The sequence below is a fragment of the Methanosarcina sp. 1.H.T.1A.1 genome (assembly GCF_000979295.1).
Lineage (GTDB): Archaea > Halobacteriota > Methanosarcinia > Methanosarcinales > Methanosarcinaceae > Methanosarcina.
The window spans coordinates 19,760-40,173 of the sequence record NZ_JJQY01000093.1 but is presented as its reverse complement, the minus strand read 5'-3'; the positions used below and the strand labels follow the sequence as shown (position 1 = coordinate 40,173).

The window sequence follows — 20,414 nt, the reverse complement described above, 5'->3', positions numbered from 1 at the left end:
TGTAGAGGCAGCAGGACACGAGCCTCTCTTTATTCTGTGGCTCCCGTTAATAGTCGCCCTTGCAGGCCTTGCAATTGCTTTCGTGATCTATTACCTCAGAGCAGTGAAACTCGGGCCTCTTGCTTCCATGAAGAACCCGATTTACAAGCTGCTCTACAAGCGTTACTACCAGCACGAAATCTATACTGAGTTTTTCTCAATCGGAATAGTTTACGGCGTTATTGCTTTCCTCACGCAGGTAGTTGATGTGATCGTTGACAGCATTGTGGAAGGAATAGGAATTCTCACGGTTGGTATAGGTGAAGAACTCCGGAAGGTTCAGACAGGGGTTGTCCAGACCTATGCAACCGTCATAATTGCAGGTGTGAGCCTGCTAATAATACTCGTTAAATTGATAATGGAGGTACTCTGATGCTGCCGGTCGCATCGTTGTTGATTCTGGTGCCGCTGATTTTCGCAGTCGTGACCTTTTTCACAAAAACAAAAGACCAGGCTGCAGGATTGGGCCTTGTCGGGTCGCTTGCGACTCTGGGCCTTACCCTTTACGCCTATCTGAACTTTGACAGCAGTACTGCTGCAATGCAGTTCTATGAATCTGTGAAGTGGATTCCCTTCCTCGGGGTCAACTATTCAGTTGGAATTGACGGCATTTCCATGCCTCTTATCCTCCTGAATGCGCTCGTTATCCCGCTTATGATCCTCTATAGCTGGAAAGAAGATCGGGAAGCCCCTAACAGGTTCTACGGGCTGATCCTTACCATGCAGGCCGCAGTCATAGGCGTCTTCGTAGCCCTTGACTTTGTAGTCTTCTATATATTCTGGGAACTTACCCTGGTGCCACTCTTCTTCATTGTAAATATCTGGGGTGGAGAAAAGCGGGCTCATGCGTCCTACAAGTTCTTTATCTACACGCATGTTGCATCTCTCGTGATGCTGCTCGGAATCTTCGGGCTCTTTTACGCAGCCCTGCATCAGACAGGTGTTCCTACATTTGATATAAGAGAACTGATCGCACAGTTCCAGTTCTTCGAACCCGGCCTGATGAAAGATGGAATATTCCTTGCAATCCTCTTCGGGTTCCTGGCAAAGATGCCGACTTTCCCCTTCCACTCGTGGCTTCCGGATGCATATGCCGAGGCTCCTACTGCAGGCAGTGTACTCTTTATCCTGCTCAAAATCGGAGGGTACGGGCTTTTCAGGATTTCACTCCCTATGCTCCCGAACACTGGTAATCCCAAGCTGATGATCATGATGCTGGGCCTGCTCGGTTCTTTCAGCATAGTCTACGGGGCTCTTCTGGCTCTGCGGCAAAAAGACCTCAAGCGCATGATCGCTTACTCCAGTTTGAGCCACATGGGATTTGTTACCCTGGGTTCAGCCGGCCTTGTTACCCTTTCGGTTTCAGGCGCCATGTTCCAGCAGTTTTCCCACGGGCTTATCATGAGCATTCTGTTCATGTCTGCCGGTGCAATCCAGGCCACCACAGGCACAAGGATCATTAACGACCTCGGCGGGCTTGCAAAGAAGATGCCAATGCTCACTGTGGTTATGATGGTCGGGTTTATGGCATCCCTTGGCCTTCCGGGGCTAACAGGCTTTATTGCCGAGTTCCTGGTCCTGACCTTCACTTTCGTGAACCTGCCTGGCTTTGTCTTATTTGCCCTGCTGGCAATAGTGATTACTGCAGGTTACCACCTCTGGGCAATGCAGAGGGCAATGTTTGGAGTGTATAATGAGAAGCTCGGGGATGTCAGGGACATAAATTCCCTGCAGGTCTTTTCAATGGCAGCTCTTGCCCTTCTGGTGCTCTATTTCGGCCTGAACCCGAGCCCGGTGCTTGATATGATGATTAAGAATTCGGAAGCAATAGTCAGCCTTGCGGCTGTCCTGGGGGTGTAAGAAATGGAAGAATTAATGTATCTTGCACCTGAAATTGTATTAGTTGCAACCGGCCTGGCCGTACTTATGGCCGGAGTCTTCCTGTCCCCCAAGTCTAAGAATGTACTGGGTTACCTGGCAACCCTGGGAATCCTTGCAGCCCTTGTCCTGACGGTTAAAAGCTTCGGGCTTCTGAGGATGGAAGACTTCCAGGTTGGATATTCGATTTTCTCAGAAACTCTGAGTATCGATGCCCTCTCCCAGTTTTTCAAACTGGTCTTCCTGGCAGTTGCTCTGGTTGTTTCGCTTGCCTCAATCAAGTACACTGAAAACAGCGAGCACACAGAAGAGTTCTACACCCTGATGCTCTTTGCAACCGTCGGAATGATGTTTGTAGCATCGGCAAACGACCTGATAGTGCTCTTCTGTGCCTTTGAACTGGCAAGTCTTGCAACCTACGCTCTTGCAGGCTTTGAAAAGCAGAACGCAAGGTCCCTCGAAGGAGCCATGAAGTACTTCGTGATCGGCTCGGTTTCTGCAGCGCTCATGCTCTTCGGGATTTCCTTTGTCTACGGGGCAACCGGCACTACCAGCATCCCAATAATTGCTGCAAACTCCGGCCTCCTGACACAAAACCCTATAGGGCTTGTTGCAGTCGTGCTGCTGATTGCAGGTTTCGGCTTCAAGATGGCTCTGGTGCCCTTCCATATGTGGGCTCCGGATACCTACCAGGGGTCCCCTTCAGTTGTTTCCGCCCTGCTTGCAGCCGGGTCCAAGAAGATGGGATTTGTGGCAGCCTTCAGGATTTTCATTGTGGCTCTTGCAGCCCTCCAGCCTGACTGGCAGCTTGCTTTCACAATCCTGGCAGTGGTAACAATGACCTTCGGAAACGTGGTCGCAGTTGCTCAGACCAGCGTAAAACGCATGCTTGCCTACTCCTCCCTGGCACAGGCAGGATACATTGCAATGGCTTTTGCGGTAATGACCCCGGTGGCTCTTACAGGCGGCATCATGTACGCCCTTGCCCATGCTTTTATGAAAGCAGGAGCTTTTATCGCAGCCGGAGTAGTTGTCTGGATGGTAACCTCGGAAAAGAGAGGAAACCTCGACATCCCCGACCATCTTGACAGCTTCAGGGGCCTTGGGAAGAGAATGCCTCTGGCAGCCCTTTCCATGACGATCTTCGTCTTTGCCCTTGCAGGTATCCCCCCAACTGCCGGCTTCATGGCCAAGTTCGTGCTCTTCTCCTCAACCATTGAGGCAGGCATGACCTGGCTTGCAGTGATTGCAATCCTGAACAGTGCCCTTTCACTGTTCTACTACGCAAGGCTTGTGAAATACATGTACTTCCTTCCCCCCGAAGGTAAAAAAGTCAGCATTCCTTTCCCATACGCAGCCTCTCTTCTTGTTGCAGTGGCCGGTGTACTGGCAATGGGTCTCTGGCCCGAACCCTTCATTAAGTGGGCAATGGAAGCAGCAATGGTACTATTACCATTCTAAGGAGGTATGAGAAATGACAGATTGTGATCTTTGCGGGCGTGCAATTCCGACCGTCATCCCGGTCCGGGCTATCCGCCCCCTCCTCAAATTCGCCTACCCTAACGGGGTCTGGAAAGGGCTCTGTGAGACCTGCCTCGATTCCGCTCAGAAAACTTACATAACAGTGAACAAAAACCAGAACTCATGCAGAAAAGGCAAATGCGCCCTCTGCGGAGATAAAACCGGAGTTTTCTCAGTGGAACTGCAGGTCCCTAACTTCTCAAAGGGAGTCGTAAAAAAAGATGTGGATCTCTGCTACCGGTGCCTGAAAGCAGCCGATGAGTCTTATCTCAGGCATAAAAAAGAGAAGATCGAGCAGGAACACGCACATCATTAAGTAAAGCTGCTTTTAAAGCGGCTTTAATTTCTTATTTTTTGATAGTTGCCGGCTATTTGGTGGAGCCCGTTGATTGATTTTTTTGTTTTGGCATGAATTATTGATTAATTAAAACCATTTTTCTAGTGTTTGTTGGTTTTTAGATCCAATTAAGCGGGAATAATAAAAGTTGTCTACTTTTAGTTTTTCTTTTCTTTGAATTTTGCCATGCAGATCAAGATAAGTGATTACTTCTTCAGGTGTCATATTGTATTTTGGAAAAAACGATACCTGGTAAGTTCGATAATAATTACTTTTGTAATAATCCCCAATCATCTGACCGTTGGGGCTCTTTTTGCGATCCAATAGTTTATGCAATGTTGGTTTGAAAAGTTCACAAACTTCTTTTTTTCTTGAATTATTTGATGAGTTGTGGATCGTTGAAAAAGTAGCTCCAAGAATCAAGTCAGTTAATTGAATAAACTGAGATTCTTCTGATTTGCTGTTTCTGTGATCTGAGTCTATGAATTCTATTTCGTTGCAGTTTATACTCAACTTGTCTATTTCAAATTCAGTTTGTTTAATTGGATGCCAGGGAAAGAATTCGTGGTGTTCTTGACTTCCTCTGTCATGAAATATAGAGTTCACAACAATATTGGAATAATCTTTAAAAAAATAATTTAAACCACTCATTAGAAGAGTTCTATAAAAGCGATTATAAATATTAAGTTCGGTTTTTCCACCGCTGCCAAATTCACTGTAATTTATGTTTGAAAGATTTATGCCAAGTATATTACAATATAACATTTTTCGATGTTTTTGACAAGCTTCCTTACTGAAGAAACTGACCCAGTCTTTTGCGATCATGAATCTTGCACTCGATCTATGAATTTCTTTGAAGTGAATTTCAGTATTGTTCTCTTTATGAAACTTACAACTTTCAGGGCAGTCTGATTCAGATGTGTTCCAATTATGGTTTTTTATACAGCGAAGATCACTCAAATTTTTCAAAACCTCTGCTTTGTAGTCTGTGGGGACAAAAAGAGCTCCTAAGTACATCCAATTTGTGTTGTCAAAGGGATCTATGCCGTTAAAAACTTCACCTGAATAAATGTCGAGTTCTATCTTTTTGGTTAAGGGCGTAAATCTTGAGCCTCCATGATTCATCAGGCTTAATTTTTTGAGTTCAATCCCTTTTAGTCTGTTAAATGTTATATGTGTTTCTTTTTGTTTGGAATTGAGGTTTTATTTTCTTCTTTGGCATTAAATGCAGGTTCAAGCAACCCGCCCCTTCATTTATTGTTCAGCTTCTTTTCAGGTACACATTTCCTATTGAAAATCTTAAATACACATACATACACAGATATTATCATGCCAACCAGAACAATCAGCATAAGCGATGAAGCCTACGAGAAGCTAAAAAGCCTCAAAATTTCAGAAAAAGACAGCTTTTCTGACGTGATACTCAAGTACTATCCCAGAAAAAGAAAGCTATCTGAAGTGCTCGCAGAAATTGGCTCCAACCCCGAACTCGCTGACGCAATTGAAAAAGCTTCCAGAGATATGAGAAAAGCAGAGATGAGGGAGATTGATTTTGATGCCAGTGCTTGATACCTCATTTATTGTTGACCTCCTGAGAGGAAGAGAAGAAGCTCTCCAGAAACTGGCTGAAATGGAAGCTCAGGAAATTCCCTTAAGCACAACCGAGATTAATGTCCTTGAGCTGTACCGGGGAGCGTATCTGTCCAGAAAAACACACAAAAATCTGGAAGAAATCAAAAAGCTTCTGGAATGTTTTCAGGTTCTGGAGCTTGAAGAATCAGTCTACGAAGTCTTTGCTTCCCTTTCTGCAAATTTACTCTCAAAAGGAAGAGCCATTGGGGCATTCGATGAACTCATAGCTTCTATAATATTGTGTCACGATGGAAAAATAGTTACCAGAGATAACCACTTCACAAAAGTGACAGGGCTCGAAGTGATAGTTTATTGAAAACAGGTAATATAGGCATTTTAAAAAGAGCAGTATCTTCTCACGGATGTCGTTAAAATGGATTTCGAATTGCGAAAATGGGAAAAATCCGATGCTGAAAACTTTTTCAAATATTCCTACAATACAAAAATTATAGAAAATATGAGGGATGCTTTTCCCTCTACTTTGGAGGATTGCAGGAAAACCGTAGAGAGCTTTAGCTCTAATGATGAAACACAACAATGCTGCCGGGCAATTATTGTGAATGGAGAAGCTGTAGGGTGTGTCGCCTTATTCATCAAAAACGATGTATATTGTAAAAGTGCAGAAATTGCATACTGGCTTGGTGAGCCTTTTTGGGGCAGAGGAATTATGAGCGAAGCAATAAAACAGCTTTGTCAAACAGCTTTTGAACATTATGATATTATCCGGATATTTGCAGAGCCCTATGCACAAAATATCGGCTCAAGAAAAGCCCTTGAAAAAGCCGGATTTGTTTTAGAGGGCACAATGAAGAAAAGTGTTTATAAAAACGGCAGATTCTTTGATTATTGCATGTATGCTCTTGTAAAATAAATTCTTATTAGGAGCAACACACACAACTCCACTTTTTAGAGATTTTTTTGCTTTCTTTTCAGAGTTTTATTTATCATTTACCGAAATGTCTGATCAATTCGTTTTCTTCTCTGTCGGAAAATTTCATGATTGGTAGCCATTTTTTTCGTGTAAAAACAAAGTAACAGTTGATATATATAGTAATGAACTTGATAATATCATAAGAAATAATAGTCATTATGCACGGAAAGTGCCGGTTCTAAATTTATCCTATCCTTAACCGTCAAGGCTGTGTAAAATGTATGGGGGGTTATTTCTGAAGATCATACTTATCGGAGATTGTTTTACCAGGTTAATGAGTGCAACGCTGGGAATTGCTTTGCTTCTGGTTTCTGCAGGCGTTGGGAGTGCAGAGGTTATTTATGTTGAGCCCGGAGCTTCAATTCAGGCTGCGGTAAATAACTCTACAACCGGGGATTTCGTTATTGTGAAAGCCGGGGACTATGAGGAAAATATCGTTGTCAATGTTTCGGGGGTAACGGTCACTTCGGAACCTGAAAACCCTGGTGGCGTTTTTATCAGATCAGGGGATGAGAACTCCAGCGTATTTCAGGTAAAAGCAGATAACGTGACCATCAGCGGTTTCAACATAACCGGTTCAGGAGAGTTTTTCAGTGTTTTTGAGGCTGTCAGCTTCAGAAATTCTTTTATCTCCGGAAGTTCAGGCAACTCGGATATGAGTGATGTGCCAGAAGTGAGAAAGGCTTACAGGCCCGGTTCAGGAGAGATCTTTGTCTCGAGATCGAATGGGTTTGAATGTCCTCAGGCAGGAATCTGCCTTGATCAGGTCGAGAACTGCACAATCGAAAGAAACTATATTTTTGAAAATCAGTATGGAGTTTACCTTCAGGGGTCAATGAACAATACCCTCTCGAACAATACTTTTTTCCGAAACGGCATCTGGATTGATGAAGGGTGCAGCAAGAATATGGCAATAAATAATTCCATTGAAGAGGGAAATGTTATTCTTGGCGCACACTGCTGGGATAACACAATATCCCGGAACCGGCTTTCGAACGGAGGAGGGATAGGGGTTGCGTGCTGCGGGGGAGGAAACCTCGTTTCGAACAATGAGATCTTTAATTGCAGTACAGGGATTGATTTATATGACACTCAGGCACGGACTGTTCTTCGTGACAATATGATTACGGACTGCGATTATGGGATTTACCTGATTTTAGTCTATGGTTCCACGGTATATAACAACACAATTTCGAACAGCAGCAGAGGCATTTTTTTGAGAGAAAACAGCCAGAATAATGAACTGTTCAACAACACGATAACTTCCAGTAATGAATCCGGAATCTATTTGCTGGACTACAGTGCTGACAACCGCATCTATAACAATTACTTTAACAACTCTATAAATGTGAAGGTTGAAAACAGTGAAGGAAACAGCTGGAACACCACAAAAACGTCTGGAACAAATATCGTGAAGGGCCCATACCTGGGAGGCAATTTCTGGGCTGACCTGAACGGGACCGGTTTTTCTCAGACTGCTGAAGATTCGGACTCCGACGGGATCTGTGACCTGCCTTACAACGTCAACGGAATCGACTTTGACTATATCCCGCTTGCCGAACCTCCTTCTTTACCTCTCTTTTTATGGTTTAATTCTACAGGAGAAATAACAAATAATACTGATAGCTGTTGATTTCGTATTTTAAACTCTTTCTTTCTTTCTTTCTTTCTTTTAATATCTTTAAACTATGATTCTCTGCCGCCTATCTTTAGAACACGTGCTTCTCTAACTTCCTATCTCTCGTAGTTTTCCAGTTGCCATTAGATAATTATATCTGCCCGTATGCTTAGCTTCTTTCATAGGGTACTGCAAAAATCCTCGCACCTGACTACGGATAATAGCAACTATTGATATTTTGAAATATGGATCTATTTATGATTATCACGTTGTCTAATGTATTACATTTACATAGATAAGTATTACATTCATCCAGATAAAAATACCCGGTTCAGAAAAGGGTTTTCACAGTTCCCATTTGTATTAGTTCACCGAACCTGTTTAAATTCCCCATATTCAATTCGGTCAGTATCTTACGTAGATAAAACAGCATTAAAACAATTTAAAACAGGTAAAAATCTGGCTGCTCTCAAAACAGAACTAAATGGAGCTTTGAAACAGGTTCACAAAAACATGAATGGTTCATGGGAGTGGGAATTAATGAGAGCAAACAGAATAATTATTTTAGTAGCTATTGCGCTTATCACGATTGAAGTTTACAGCTCCGCGTCCGCAAAGGAAATTACTGTAGATGACGATTCTGGAGCGGATTTCAGATCAATTCAAGAAGCAGTAACCAATTCGTCTTCTGGAGACACGATTATAGTTAGATCTGGAACCTACAGGGAAAACATTATTGTAAATGTGACCCGGCTTAAGGTCATGTCGGAGTCAGGAAATCCTGATGTGCTGGTGGAACCTCTGGATGAAAACGAAAGCGTATTTCATATAAAAGCTGACAATGTGACTCTCAGTGGCTTTAACATAACAGGAGCTGGAGAGCCTTTCAACTATCCCTGGGGAATTATTGCCCGAAATTTTGCAGACCCTGTGAATTTACGCGGGGAATCTTCTCCGGAATACGCTCGCACTTCTGCAGCAGAGGAGATTTTTAAGACCATGGGATACGGAAACTACCGGCCTCTATGCGGAATCTACCTTGAAAACGCCAGCAATTGCGTCATTACCGAAAACGCACTTTTTGAAAACTATAGAGGAATTTACCTTGATAATGCCAGTTATAATACTATCTCGAAAAACTTGCTTTTCAATGATGGGATCTCTCTGAGCGAAGGAAGCGTGACAAATAATTTGACAGGGAACCTCATTGAAAATGGTTACATTTTAATGGGCCCATGGGCATCGAATAATTTAATAGCCGAAAATGAAATCTCAAACGGTGGAGGGGTAAGTTTCGCCTGTTGCGGGGGAGGCGATGTAGTATCCGGAAATACGATTTCGAATTGCTCCAATGGGATCGATGCATACGATCGGGGCATAAATATTCGGAATAATACGATTACGGACTGTTTTCACGGGGTAGATATTTCTCAGGCGAGTGGAACCAGAATTCATAATAATATGATCTTGAACTGCAGCATCGGAATTAATCAAGGAGATGCCTGTTATGGTATTGAAATACTCAACAATACAATAACTTCCAGTGCAGAATGCGGGATCTCTATTCCAGATCTGGAAGGTGATGAGTGGATCTATAATAATTATTTTAACAACACTATAAACGTAAAGCTTGGAATTAGCAAAGGAAATACCTGGAACAATTCCCTTACTCCGGGTACTAACATTGTCGGGGGCCCGTATCTTGGAGGAAATTTCTGGGCAAACCCAAATGGTAAGGGTTTCTCTCAGACCTCAAGGGATTTTGACCTTGACGGGATTTGTGATACAGCTTATGAGATTGATGGCCCTGAAAATATCGATTATCTACCACTTTCAACACCTCCCGAATCGGTGCCCATAACTGTTGGAGATGACGAGCAGGATGCCGATTATGATTCGATCCAGAAGGCTGTTTCGGCTGCGGAGCAGGGATCAACCATTCTCGTTTATCCGGGGACTTATGTAGAAAACGTGGCTGTGGATGTGCAGGGCCTGAAAATCTACTCCCGGTCCATCAACCCTGAAGAGGTTACAGTTCAGGCTCTTGATCCTGATGACAATATCTTCCATGTGAATGCAAACAATGTCACAATCTGCGGGTTTACGGTGAAAGGCACAGGCATGAAATCCGGAGGGAAAGCGGGAATCTATTTAGACTCCGTTTACGGGTGCGGGTTATGCAACAACAGTGTGACCGGAAATGCCCTCGGTATCGTCCTTCAGTCTTCAAGCAATAATATCCTCACCAAAAACAGTGCAGGGATCAACGGGAATTCCGGAATATACCTAAACTTTTCAGATAACAACCTTTTGATTAATAATACTGCATACAATGCGAACTCTTCTTCAGGACCTGCTATTTATCTGTCGAATTCGGGCTCAAATATCCTCCGCGATAATGAGATTCTGGCCAGTTTCTGTGGAATCTTAATGGAGGCTTCGGAGAATAATACAATCATCCGTAACAGCCTCAGGGAAAATACGGACTGCGGAATTCTGCTGTCTGATTCCAATAGCAACAGGCTGTATGACAATTATTTCAACAATTCAATAGATGTAAAGCTGGAAAAGAGCGGAAACAATACCTGGAACACGGAAAGAACCCGGGGAACGAATTTTATGGGGGGTCCATATCTTGGCGGCAATTTCTGGGCAAAACCTGATTGTAGCGGCTTTTCGGAAACTGCTGAAGATTCCAATATTGATGGAATTAGCGATTCTGCTTACAATATCGAAAATACAGGCATAATTGATGCCCTTCCTCTTGCAAGAGCTCCCGGACCTGTATTGCTTATAATGAACAGTTCTCCTTTTGCAGATTTTCTCACGATTCAGGATGCTGTGGACTCCGCAGTTCCGGGAAGTACTGTTCTTGTCTATCCCGGTACTTATGAAGAAAATGTCCTTCTGGATGTGGACAACATAAGCCTTGTTTCGGAATCGGCGGATCCCTGGAGCACAATTATCAGGGCTTCCAATACAACCGAGCCCGTGATTAAAGTGACTTCAAAAGGCGTTATGATTTCGGGATTTTACATATCCGGACCATATTCTATATGGAAAGAAGCAGCCGGGATCTACCTGTACAACACATCCGAAAACACCATTAAGAGCAATATTGTCTCCGAATACCTTTATGGGGTGTATCTGGTTTCTTCCGATCGGAACAACATTACAAACAACACTGTCGAAAACAACCAGAGGGGATTATACCTTAAAAATTCGGAAACGAATTTACTGAACAACAATGCGGTTTTAACCAATATTGAAGGTATTGTTTTGGATAGTTCAGGCAATAATTCCCTTAAAAATAATACCGTATACCAGAACGAATATCAGGGAATCTACATTTATTCCGGAGACTATGGTTTTGCAGATTCAAATCTGATCAGAGATAACCTTATTTCCGAAAACGATTATGGGATTTACACATCTTTCTCTGAGAACAATACAGTGAGGAACAACACCATAAATCTCAATGACATGGGAATTCTCCTCTCTTATTCGAGTGATAATCTATTCAGGGACAATCTGATAGAATCAAACAGGAATTTCGGGCTTTACCTGGCTGCGGGCAGTAACAATACTTTCTATAACAACCTTTTCAACAACACCCTGAACCTGGAACCCGCCTATGGAAATAAGAATATTCGCTGGAACACTACAAAAACTTCAGGAAAGAACATCGCAGGTGGACCCAGCATAGGGGGCAATTTATGGGCAAAACCCGATGGTACGGGGTTCAGCCAGAACTGTACGGACCTGGACGAGGACGGGATCTGTGATCTTCCCTATGAAGTCAATGAGAGCGAATTTGACTATCTCCCTCTGTCCCTCCCGAATTGAGATTCGGGATCGCAGGAAATCGGAGATTTCCTGGGAGTTGCGATGTAATCGCAACAGTACGCAGTCCTTTTCGCTGCGCTCAAGAGGACTTATTTATGGACAAGTAACTGTTATTTTTAGATTCGCTCAAGAGGACTTATTTATGGGCTTTAGCAGTGAGCTTCTCTAAGAAGGACTCCGCGCAATCTTATTCGCCATACTGGGTCAAAAGATTTACAGAAGCTCTGGTTCCTGTTACACTCGACGCAGGAGAGCGGTCTTCCAGACAAAAAAGAAGAATAAATAGAAAAAAGCCAGAAAGTAAAAACAGCTGAGGACGCCTCTAAAAAACAAGTAGATAGAAAGAATCGGGGAAACCGATAACTTTCTGTTTCTGTTTCTTTTTGCTTTTTTCTGTTTCTTTTTGCTTTTTTCTGTTTCTTTTGTTTCTTTCTTGGTCAACAATTCGCCCAAATGACCTTATTTCTTCACCTTTCTCTCAGGGATTCCTTTTTCTCAGGGCTATGCTCAGGCAGAGCCCCAGCCCTCCGTAAAGGATTATGAACCCGAAAGCAGCCATCAGAATGCTGCCTGTCGAGAGCATCATTTTACTCTACCTCCTTATTGATAAAAGGCGCAAGGAAAGAGATGAGAATTCCAAGGGCAATTACTCCGGCTCCGACCATCAGGGCTGCAGGATCATAACCTTCATAAGGTGCAGCCAGGTTTGACCGGGTATCTATGTAGACGAGGTACATCAGGACAACCGGAATCACCACTTTTATGCAGGCATTCCACCAGGCTCCGGCCATGAAATCCGAATAAGTATTGACCCATTCTCTTATCTTATCTGCACCATAGATCCAGCCGATTGCAACGGTTTCGAGGATGCCCACTATAATCAGCCCGTAGGTATTGATGAAGTGGTCTATGATATCAAGCCAGTAAATCCCTGCCCTGGTCGCATAGATCAGGCTGAAAAGCAGCCCAAAGCCGATAGTGATATCAACTGCCCTGCTCCTTTTCATGTCAAACTTGTCCATTATTGAGGAGGCAAAAGCTTCCACAAGGGAGATGAGGGAGGAAAGGGCAGCAATTACGATGCACAGGAAAAAAGCAACTGCAGTAAGAGTTTTTAATCCCGGGAGCATATTAAGGGCTTCTGGCAGCACCACAAAGGCAAGGCCTATGCTCTGGGCTACTACTTCTTCAATTCCGAGCCCTTTTGCATAAGCCATGTGTCCGAGAGTCCCGAAAACCACAAAACCCATGGTGAAACTGAAGGCTCCGTCTGCCAGGCTGACAATGAAAGCGTTGTTTACGATATCGTTCTTTTTTGGAAGGTAACTTGAATAAGTAATCATTATTGCCATTCCAAGACTCAGGCTGTAAAAGGCCTGTCCGTAGGCTGCCTGCCAGACCTTTATGTCTGTGAGTTTGCTGAAATCCGGCTTCAGGTACCATTCAATTCCATTGATTGCGCCTTCAAGGGTTATTGCTCTGAACACGAGCACGATAAGAAGAACCCAGAGAAGAGGAATAAAAATTTTACTTGACCTCTCAATTCCAGCCTGCACGCCTTTTTTTTCTATAATCCAGATAACCAGCCAGGTCAACAGCAGCCCTATAAGGACCGGATAGGAAAAGCTCCCCAGGTTCCAGGGGGAACTGGAGACATTCAATAGTTCGTTATTGAAAAAGGCTTCCGTGTCCGTGCCCCAGCCAAGAGTAAACGCTTTTAAAAGGTACACAAGGCTCCAGCCCATTATTACAGAATAATAAGTCGTAATTATAAAGCTGGCAATTACTCCCCACCAGCCTATCCATTCGAAACTTTTTTTCGCCCTTTTAAGTGAAATTGGAGCTGAGCCTAGAAACTTGCTTCCAAGCCCGAACTCAAGTATCATAAGCGGGATACCTGCAGTCAGAAGAGCGACAAAATAAGGGATCAGGAAAGCTCCTCCTCCGTTTTCGTACGCCGCGTAGCTGAACCTCCAGATATTTCCAAGGCCGACTGCAGAACCTATTGCTGCAAGAATAAATCCAACTCTGGTGTTCCATACTTCTCTCGCCACCAAAAATCACATCCTATAAACCTTTTTTGTATTCCACATCCGGAACAGTGAAGGTTAAAACAAATTAATACGGGAAGATAACTGCAATGAATCAGGAATAACTTAATTCATCCAGCAGACTCACAGCTACTGCCATAAATATAACTTTAAACTACCTATTCTAACCTTACAACACCCTTTTTCCGAATGCGGGATAAAGTACTCTTTTTCAGAATTTCCAAATATTTTACCATATCATGCAAACATTTACGTTAAACTTTTGAGTGTTAACAATCTGATAATCAAATACTTCGTTAAACTCTTGAGGATAACACTCTGATAATCAAACACTTCTTTAAACTTTTGAGTGTTAATAATCTGATAATCAAACACTTCGTTAAAATTCCGAGTGTTAATAATCTGATAATCAAATACTTCGTTAAACTCTTGAGGATAACACTCTGATAATCAAACATTTCGTTAAGCTCTTGAGGATTAACAATCTGATAATATATATCTATAATTTAATTATTACTGCTTATTCAAGCGCAATAAGAACCAAATAAATTTTGTTAATTTTTCCCTGTTTAGCTTACTGTAACAAAAAATTCATGTGCAATAAAGTACTTCATTATAAATTATATGAAACATTCATCGGGAATATGGTTATTTTTGGCACTGGGTCTGTTTTTCGGTCTTCTTTCAGGGGCGGAAGCTGCAGATCCTCTTGTTCGGGATAGCGGGGACGTGGACCTTTCAGAACTCAAGGCTTTTGATCTGTTAAGCAGATGTGAAACCGGTTGTATAGTAAATGACGTATCAATTTCTTCAACAGGGGACTATCTTGTAGCTGGCGGTTTTGATCACAAAGTTTCTTTTTTTAATTCTAAAGGGACACAACTTTGGAATTATACTACCGGTGATATTGTTTATACAGTATCACTTTCTTCAGATGGGGCTCGAGTTGCGGCGGGAAGCAACGATAAAAAAGTGTACCTTTTTAACCGGGAAGGAGATCTGCTATGGCGTCGCAAAACAGGAGGCAGTCTCAATAGTGTAGCGATTTCTTCCGATGGCCTGTACATCGCGGCAGGCAGTGAAGACGGTAAGATTTATTTCTTTAACAGGGAAGGTAAACTTTTATGGAGTTTTGATTCCAGAGGCGCTGTCCGCAGTGTTGCCATTTCCATAGATGGGTCTTACGTGACAGTTGGAAATGCCAACAATTACGTCTACCTCCTTGACAGGGAGGGAAAAACGATCTGGGGAAGAAAAACCGGAAGTTTGATCAATAGCGTAAGCATGACTCCGTATGCTTACTATGTGGCTGCCGGGGGATCTAACTATAACGTTTATCTTTTTGACCGTAAAGGGGAGTTTTCATGGGTGCACAAACCGGGTAACTGGGTCAGCAGTGTCTCTTTAACAACCAATGGCTCGCATCTTGCGGCAGGAAGTTTTGACGACAAGATTTACCTGTTTAACCTCACCGGAGCAAAACTCTGGGATTACCAGGTAAAAGGCGATGTCTATGATGTAGAGATATCCCCCGACTCTTCATTCATTGCAGCCGGAAGCTGGGACGATAACCTCTATGTCCTTAATATGGACGGGGAAGAACTCTGGAACTACAACTGCGAAGGAAATATTAACAGCCTGGATGTTTCTCGCGACAGCTCAACCATTGCTGTCGGGAGTGATGCAGAAGCAGTATATCTTTTTGAACGAAATCTCACTGCCTTTGCACTGCTGCTTGGGGACGAAAGCTTCCTGCCAAAAGAAACTATCAAGGAGAAAGATGTCGTTCTTGCAGAAGAAGTCCTCCAGCCCATAAAAGAAGATACTGCAGCTACAGGGGGCGTTGAAAATCGGGTTGAAGAAGCTTCAGTTACCTCAAGCGGTGTGGACGGGAATACGAAAACCGGAGAAGATTCGGGTTTAGTGGAGTTACCTTCTGAAGAAAGTTCTTTAAAGGTTTTGGAAATGTTTGGTTCAGTAAAGTTTCTTTTTGCTCTTCTAATTGGAGCTCTGGCAGGTACAGTCTTCTTTTTGAAAAGGAGAATCCTCAAACAAAAGGAACTGGATGAGAGCCTTGAGGACTTTGAAAACCTTGAAGAAAACGACACACCAGGGAATAACTGAGGAAATCCGAAAAGCGGGGATAACTCCGGAAATAGGGAGTTTCCCCAAAATAGGATCTTCCTGGGGATAACTATGACTGTGAATAGGCTGTAAGCAAATACCATTCTTATTACTGTGAGTAAATACCATTCTTATTACTGTGAGTAAATACCATTCTTATTACTGTGAATAAATACCATTCTTATGATAAGGAATCCGGATTTTCTTCAGGGTGTTTTAATTTTTTCCCCCGATTTCTTTACTTGCAGCCTCGGACAGTGTCCTTATATGGAATTCCGAACCAAGTTCTTCTGAAAGCTTTCTGCATTTTTCCACATCAATCTCGGGTATCTTAACCACTGTAACCCTTGTAGAGATTCCGGCTTCTTTTGCTCCCTTTACAAAATCGAGTACTGATCTGTAAGCGTTTTTGTGGACCGGTCTGCAGAGCTTGTTATATTTTTCTTCGGATTCTGCGTTCAGGCTGACTGAAATAGAATCCATGCCTGCCTTTTTCAATTCTGAAACTACGTCCAGTTCGGGATTAATCAACGCAGCATGCCCGTTGGTATCGAGCCTTACCCTTATACCCCGGTTTTTAAGCCAGCGGGTGACTGCCAGCACCACATCGAACCTGAGGGTTGGTTCTCCAAGACCTGTAAACACGATTTCCTTATAGTTTGAAAGGTCCAGCCCTTCAAGGGCTTCGATTAGCTCTTCTGTTGATGGTTCTTTTGAAAGCCTCAGGTCATACCCATAAACGCCGTCTGCAAAGTTGCGGATGCAGAAGACACAGTCCGCACTGCATCTGTTTGTAAGGTTGAGGTAAAGATTATTATGGGCTTCATAATAGATTGTGTTCATACAAATCAAAATCCTTACATCCCTTATAACCATGACGCATTTGTTAATTTTCTTTAATTTTTGACTTATGGGCTGAGGCTTTCCTTATATATTCCGTTTTTTGCTGATTTATCCCCGTATCTGTCTGTTGCCCTTCTTATCAAGCAGAAAGTTTATAGGTGATTATGTACTTCTAAGGTTCAATCTGCAGCATTTAGCTAGCAGTATCTATGTTTCAACTCATTTACTCTCTGCATTGAAGTATTTCAGGTTCTTTTTTAGGGATTTGAATTTTCAATGTTGACAGATATGTGTTAAAAACCTATGATTGATGAAAAATTGCGAGATCCGCAATTTCGAAGGAGAAATTTAAATGGCACGATTCGCTAAATTCGATGTTCCTGAAGAACTTACAAACAAAGCACTTGAAGCTCTGGAGCTTGCCAGAGACACTGGAAAGATTAAAAAAGGTACAAATGAAGCTACCAAAGCAATCGAAAGAGGCAATGCAAAGCTTGTCCTGATTGCCGAAGATATCGAGCCTTCAGAGATTATCGCTCATATCGCTCCTCTTTCCGAAGAGAAGAACGCTCCTTACATCTTCATCAAGAACCAGAAAGAACTTGGCGCAGCCAGCGGACTTGGTGTCTCCTGTGCGACCGTAGCAATTGTGGATGCAGGGAAAGCAGCTGAAATGATTCAGGACATTTCTCAGAAACTTGAAGCTCTTAAATAATCCTGATAACATGGGGTGCTGAATATGGCTGAAGAAAGCACAATCGGCGGCTTTGCTGCTGAAGTTATTGACGTTATCGGGAATACAGGTATGCATGGTGAAGCCAGCCAGATCCAGTGCAGGGTTCTGGAAGGCAGAGATAAGGGTCGAGTAATCACAAGAAACTGTGTGGGCCCTATCCGCATCGGCGACATTATGATGCTTCTGGAAACGTCAAGAGAAGCAAAGAAACTGACTACCAGGTAAAAAGATACGCGGTGAAAATAAATGGAACAGAGAAAATGCTATTTTTGCGGGCAGATGCTGGAGCCTGGTACCGGTAAGCTCTATGTCAAAAAAGACGGCTCCACCTATTTCCTGTGCTCTTCCAAGTGCGTGAGCAACTTCGCCCTTGGCAGGCTTCCGCGCCGCACCGAATGGACTGAGAAAGGCAAAATCCAGTTGAAAAAAGCATAACTGCCGTCATTAGTTCAAATATAGTAAGGTGTGCATATGGAACAGACATACGTTATGGTGAAACCTGACGGAGTCCAGCGCGGTCTGGTCGGAGAAGTAATCTCCAAAATCGAAAAGAGAGGCTTAAAGCTTGTCGCTCTCAGAATGAACGTCATTGCTGAAGCCACTGCAAAAGAGCACTACGGCGAACACGCAGCAAGGCCCTTTTTCCCCTCCCTTATCGAGTTCATTACCTCCGGTCCCTCCGTCTCAATGGTAGTTGCCGGAAAGGATGCAGTTAAGGTTATGAGAGCAATAAACGGGGCTACAAACCCTGTTGATGCGGCTCCAGGAACTATCCGTGGAGACTTTGCTCTGGATGTAGGCAGGAACGTGGTTCACGCCTCCGATTCACCCGAAGCTGCAGCAAGGGAAATTGCAATTCACTTCAAGGACTCCGAAATCGGGAAGTATTCCAGAGTCGATGAGGTCTGTCTGTACGAGTAATGCAGGTGCATCAAAGCCTTTTCGTGTCTATGGATTTTTTCGGGCACGATTCCAAGCCTTTGTTTATCAGGCACCTGCAAAATGGGTCCTTCCGGGGAAACCCGGGCCCTTCTGGACCTGCAGCAAATAAGACGCGGGAATGAGAGAGGTTTTGTATATGACCGACAAGAAAAATCTTAGGACTCCTATAGTCTGCGTGATGGGGCACGTCGATCACGGGAAAACCACTCTGCTCGACAAGATCAGGGGTACTGCAATTGTCAGTGGAGAAGCCGGGGCCATCACCCAGCATATCGGAGCAACCGAAGTCCCTATAGACGTGATTGTAGACAAGCTCGGAGACCCAAGGCTAAGGGACCGTTTCATGGTGCCAGGGCTTCTTTTTATTGATACTCCGGGACACCATGCCTTTACAACTCTCAGGAGCAGAGGAGGCGCCCTTGCCGATCTTGCTATTGTTGTTGTTGACATAAACGAAGGCTTTAAACCCCAGACCTACGAAAGCCTGCAGATCTTAAAAAGGTTCAAAACTCCTTTTGTTGTCGTTGCCAACAAGATCGATAGGGTCGGCGGCTGGGTTTCATACAAGAACATGCCTTTTGCAGCTACTTTCAAAAAGCAGTCTGGCGATGTCCAGGCACGGATTGAAACAAAGCTCTACGAGGTAATAGGTGAACTCTATAACCAGGGCTTTGCTGCAGAACGTTATGACCGGGTCACGAACTTCCAGAACACTCTGGGTGTAGTCCCTGTAAGTGCTTTTACTGGAGAAGGCATCCCTGATGTCCTCATGGTGCTTTTAGGCCTTGCTCAGAGATTCCTTGAGGCAAATCTGCAGTACAGTGCCACAGGCCCGGGAGTCGGGACCGTCCTTGAGGTAAAGGAAGAAAAAGGTCTCGGAGCAACCCTTGACGTTATTCTCTACGATGGCACATTAAAGAAAGGGGATACGGTTGTTATCGGAAGCCTGGGCGAGCCGATCCAGACAAAGGTAAGGGCTCTTTTAAAGCCAAGGGAACTTTCCGAAATCCGTTACGAGAGTAAGTTCCAGCAGGTGAATAAGATCACTGCTGCGGCTGGTGTGAAGATCTCTGCTCCCGGCCTGGAAGGTGCACTTGCGGGCGCTCCCATAAGGGTAGCAACGGAAGAAACCCTTGAGGAAATTGTAGCCCAGGTAAAGTCCGAGATCGATGAGGTCAGGATTGATACGGGCTCCGTTGGAATTCTGATTAAAGCAGATACCCTCGGCTCCCTTGAAGCCCTTGTCCACGAGTTCCAGAAGGATGAAGTCCTTATCAGGAAAGCTGAAGTAGGAGACATCTCTCACAGGGACGCGATTGAGGCTTCAACAGTTGAAGACCCCCTCTATTCTGTGCTTATAGGTTTCAATGTTAAGGTTCACCCTGATGCCAGAGAGTTCCTGCAGGAAAGCACTGTAAAGGTACTCACAAGCGACGTGATCTACCGTCTGGTTGAAGATTACCAGAAATACGTAAAGGAACAGAAGGAACTGGCTGAAAAGAAGATTTTCGAAACGATTATTCGCCCCGGAAAGTTTAAGATCCTTCCCGGATGCGTGTTCCGCCAGAGCAAACCTGCCGTAGTCGGGGTAAGGGTTCTTGGAGGAGTCGTGCGGACAAATGCAGATGTCATGCTTGAAAACGGAAACGTCGTGGGCAAGATCAAGGGTCTGCAGTCCGATGGAGAAAATATTCCTTCTGCAAGGGTAGGCAAAGAAGTTGCAATGGCTATTGACGGCGCAACCGTAGGCAGGCAGATCAAAGAAGGAGACGTGCTTTATATGAACGTGCCTGAAAGGCATGCCAAAGTACTGGAGCACGAGATCTACAATTCCCTTTCAACCGATGAAAAGGAAACTTTTGATATTTTCCTTGAACTCAAAAGAAAAGATAATCCTTTCTGGGCAAAGTAACGGC

18 protein-coding genes and 1 pseudogene are annotated in these 20,414 nt (G+C 43.8%); 15 read left to right on the top strand and 4 right to left on the bottom strand.

Annotated elements, in window-relative coordinates; genetic code table 11:
* From EO95_RS09680 to EO95_RS09665, 4 genes and pseudogenes are all read left to right on the top strand, one after another.
* A pseudogene (locus EO95_RS09680) lies at positions 1–412 on the top strand (dehydrogenase); the annotation flags it as partial.
* Positions 412–1,899 (top strand): F(420)H(2) dehydrogenase subunit M, encoded by a 1,488-nt coding sequence (gene fpoM / locus EO95_RS09675; RefSeq protein ID WP_048134267.1) that lies wholly within the window; start codon positions 412–414, stop codon positions 1,897–1,899. The pseudogene EO95_RS09680 and the gene fpoM, both read left to right, overlap by 1 nt.
* A 3-nt stretch (positions 1,900–1,902) precedes the next feature.
* On the top strand, positions 1,903–3,378 hold the full coding sequence (fpoN, locus tag EO95_RS09670; protein ID WP_048134265.1) for a F(420)H(2) dehydrogenase subunit N: 1,476 nt from the start codon (positions 1,903–1,905) through the stop codon (positions 3,376–3,378).
* A gap of 13 nt (positions 3,379–3,391) precedes the next feature.
* Positions 3,392–3,754, top strand: coding sequence for a F420H2 dehydrogenase subunit FpoO (locus tag EO95_RS09665; RefSeq protein WP_048134263.1), 363 nt, complete (start codon positions 3,392–3,394; stop codon positions 3,752–3,754).
* A 108-nt stretch (positions 3,755–3,862) separates the two neighbouring features.
* Here EO95_RS09665 and EO95_RS09660 read toward each other — a convergent pair whose 3' ends face one another.
* Complete coding sequence (locus EO95_RS09660; protein ID WP_048134261.1) at positions 3,863–4,900, bottom strand: hypothetical protein; 1,038 nt, start codon at positions 4,898–4,900, stop codon at positions 3,863–3,865.
* A gap of 204 nt (positions 4,901–5,104) precedes the next feature.
* On the opposite strand from EO95_RS09660, the gene EO95_RS09655 reads away from it, so the two are divergent.
* From EO95_RS09655 to EO95_RS16765, 5 genes are all read left to right on the top strand, one after another.
* Entirely contained in the window at positions 5,105–5,344 is a 240-nt protein-coding gene (locus EO95_RS09655) for an antitoxin VapB family protein (RefSeq protein WP_048134260.1), read from the top strand.
* Positions 5,331–5,723 (top strand): type II toxin-antitoxin system VapC family toxin, encoded by a 393-nt coding sequence (locus EO95_RS09650; RefSeq protein WP_048134258.1) that lies wholly within the window; start codon positions 5,331–5,333, stop codon positions 5,721–5,723. The genes EO95_RS09655 and EO95_RS09650 overlap by 14 nt, the downstream gene beginning before the upstream one ends.
* 57 nt (positions 5,724–5,780) lie before the next feature.
* Entirely contained in the window at positions 5,781–6,278 is a 498-nt protein-coding gene (locus tag EO95_RS09645) for a GNAT family N-acetyltransferase (protein ID WP_048134256.1), read from the top strand.
* 334 nt (positions 6,279–6,612) lie between these two features.
* Complete coding sequence (locus EO95_RS09640; protein ID WP_235282954.1) at positions 6,613–7,971, top strand: nitrous oxide reductase family maturation protein NosD; 1,359 nt, start codon at positions 6,613–6,615, stop codon at positions 7,969–7,971.
* 525 nt (positions 7,972–8,496) lie between these two features.
* The gene (locus EO95_RS16765; protein WP_052733556.1) at positions 8,497–11,802 is read left to right on the top strand and encodes a nitrous oxide reductase family maturation protein NosD; all 3,306 of its coding nucleotides are present in this window, start codon (positions 8,497–8,499) and stop codon (positions 11,800–11,802) included.
* A gap of 478 nt (positions 11,803–12,280) precedes the next feature.
* On the opposite strand, the gene EO95_RS17605 is transcribed toward EO95_RS16765, so the two are convergent.
* Both EO95_RS17605 and EO95_RS09625 read right to left on the bottom strand, forming a co-directional pair.
* Entirely contained in the window at positions 12,281–12,388 is a 108-nt protein-coding gene (locus EO95_RS17605) for a MetS family NSS transporter small subunit (RefSeq protein WP_200895028.1), read from the bottom strand.
* A gap of 1 nt (position 12,389) precedes the next feature.
* Complete coding sequence (locus EO95_RS09625; protein WP_235282953.1) at positions 12,390–13,856, bottom strand: sodium-dependent transporter; 1,467 nt, start codon at positions 13,854–13,856, stop codon at positions 12,390–12,392.
* A 651-nt stretch (positions 13,857–14,507) separates the two neighbouring features.
* On the opposite strand from EO95_RS09625, the gene EO95_RS09620 reads away from it, so the two are divergent.
* Positions 14,508–15,977: a WD40 repeat domain-containing protein gene (locus EO95_RS09620; protein ID WP_235282952.1), complete on the top strand. Its 1,470-nt coding sequence runs from the start codon at positions 14,508–14,510 to the stop codon at positions 15,975–15,977.
* 216 nt (positions 15,978–16,193) lie between these two features.
* Here EO95_RS09620 and EO95_RS09615 read toward each other — a convergent pair whose 3' ends face one another.
* Positions 16,194–16,853, bottom strand: a complete 660-nt coding sequence (locus tag EO95_RS09615) for a TatD family nuclease-associated radical SAM protein (protein ID WP_048134248.1) — start codon at positions 16,851–16,853, stop codon at positions 16,194–16,196.
* A 319-nt stretch (positions 16,854–17,172) separates the two neighbouring features.
* Here EO95_RS09615 and rpl7ae point away from each other — a divergent pair, with 319 nt between their 5' ends.
* From rpl7ae to infB, 5 genes are all read left to right on the top strand, one after another.
* Positions 17,173–17,535, top strand: a complete 363-nt coding sequence (gene rpl7ae, locus EO95_RS09610; protein WP_048134246.1) for a 50S ribosomal protein L7Ae — start codon at positions 17,173–17,175, stop codon at positions 17,533–17,535.
* Between the two features lie 24 nt (positions 17,536–17,559).
* Positions 17,560–17,781: a 30S ribosomal protein S28e gene (locus EO95_RS09605; RefSeq protein WP_048134243.1), complete on the top strand. Its 222-nt coding sequence runs from the start codon at positions 17,560–17,562 to the stop codon at positions 17,779–17,781.
* 21 nt (positions 17,782–17,802) lie between these two features.
* Positions 17,803–17,991 carry a 50S ribosomal protein L24e gene (locus EO95_RS09600; RefSeq protein WP_048134241.1) on the top strand — a complete coding sequence of 63 codons (189 nt, stop codon included), beginning with the start codon at positions 17,803–17,805 and terminating at the stop codon, positions 17,989–17,991.
* Positions 17,992–18,027: 36 nt separating this feature from the next.
* Complete coding sequence (gene ndk, locus EO95_RS09595; RefSeq protein ID WP_048134239.1) at positions 18,028–18,477, top strand: nucleoside-diphosphate kinase; 450 nt, start codon at positions 18,028–18,030, stop codon at positions 18,475–18,477.
* A 157-nt stretch (positions 18,478–18,634) separates the two neighbouring features.
* Complete coding sequence (infB, locus tag EO95_RS09590; RefSeq protein WP_048134237.1) at positions 18,635–20,410, top strand: translation initiation factor IF-2; 1,776 nt, start codon at positions 18,635–18,637, stop codon at positions 20,408–20,410.
* Positions 20,411–20,414 lie beyond the last annotated feature (4 nt).

Excerpts from the sequence above, each read along its gene's own strand:
- EO95_RS09650 (WP_048134258.1), top strand. The coding sequence starts at position 5,331 with ATGCCAGTGCTTGATACCTCATTTATTGTTGACCTCCTGAGAGGAAGA.
- EO95_RS09640 (WP_235282954.1), top strand. The coding sequence starts at position 6,613 with ATGAGTGCAACGCTGGGAATTGCTTTGCTTCTGGTTTCTGCAGGCGTT.
- EO95_RS09665 (WP_048134263.1), top strand. The coding sequence starts at position 3,392 with ATGACAGATTGTGATCTTTGCGGGCGTGCAATTCCGACCGTCATCCCG.
- EO95_RS09655 (WP_048134260.1), top strand. The coding sequence starts at position 5,105 with ATGCCAACCAGAACAATCAGCATAAGCGATGAAGCCTACGAGAAGCTA.
- EO95_RS17605 (WP_200895028.1), bottom strand. The coding sequence starts at position 12,388 with ATGATGCTCTCGACAGGCAGCATTCTGATGGCTGCTTTCGGGTTCATA.
- EO95_RS16765 (WP_052733556.1), top strand. The coding sequence starts at position 8,497 with ATGAGAGCAAACAGAATAATTATTTTAGTAGCTATTGCGCTTATCACG.
- infB (WP_048134237.1), top strand. The coding sequence starts at position 18,635 with ATGACCGACAAGAAAAATCTTAGGACTCCTATAGTCTGCGTGATGGGG.
- fpoM (WP_048134267.1), top strand. The coding sequence starts at position 412 with ATGCTGCCGGTCGCATCGTTGTTGATTCTGGTGCCGCTGATTTTCGCA.
- EO95_RS09605 (WP_048134243.1), top strand. The coding sequence starts at position 17,560 with ATGGCTGAAGAAAGCACAATCGGCGGCTTTGCTGCTGAAGTTATTGAC.
- ndk (WP_048134239.1), top strand. The coding sequence starts at position 18,028 with ATGGAACAGACATACGTTATGGTGAAACCTGACGGAGTCCAGCGCGGT.
- EO95_RS09645 (WP_048134256.1), top strand. The coding sequence starts at position 5,781 with ATGGATTTCGAATTGCGAAAATGGGAAAAATCCGATGCTGAAAACTTT.
- EO95_RS09600 (WP_048134241.1), top strand. The coding sequence starts at position 17,803 with ATGGAACAGAGAAAATGCTATTTTTGCGGGCAGATGCTGGAGCCTGGT.
- EO95_RS09615 (WP_048134248.1), bottom strand. The coding sequence starts at position 16,853 with ATGGTTATAAGGGATGTAAGGATTTTGATTTGTATGAACACAATCTAT.
- EO95_RS09660 (WP_048134261.1), bottom strand. The coding sequence starts at position 4,900 with ATGAATCATGGAGGCTCAAGATTTACGCCCTTAACCAAAAAGATAGAA.
- fpoN (WP_048134265.1), top strand. The coding sequence starts at position 1,903 with ATGGAAGAATTAATGTATCTTGCACCTGAAATTGTATTAGTTGCAACC.
- rpl7ae (WP_048134246.1), top strand. The coding sequence starts at position 17,173 with ATGGCACGATTCGCTAAATTCGATGTTCCTGAAGAACTTACAAACAAA.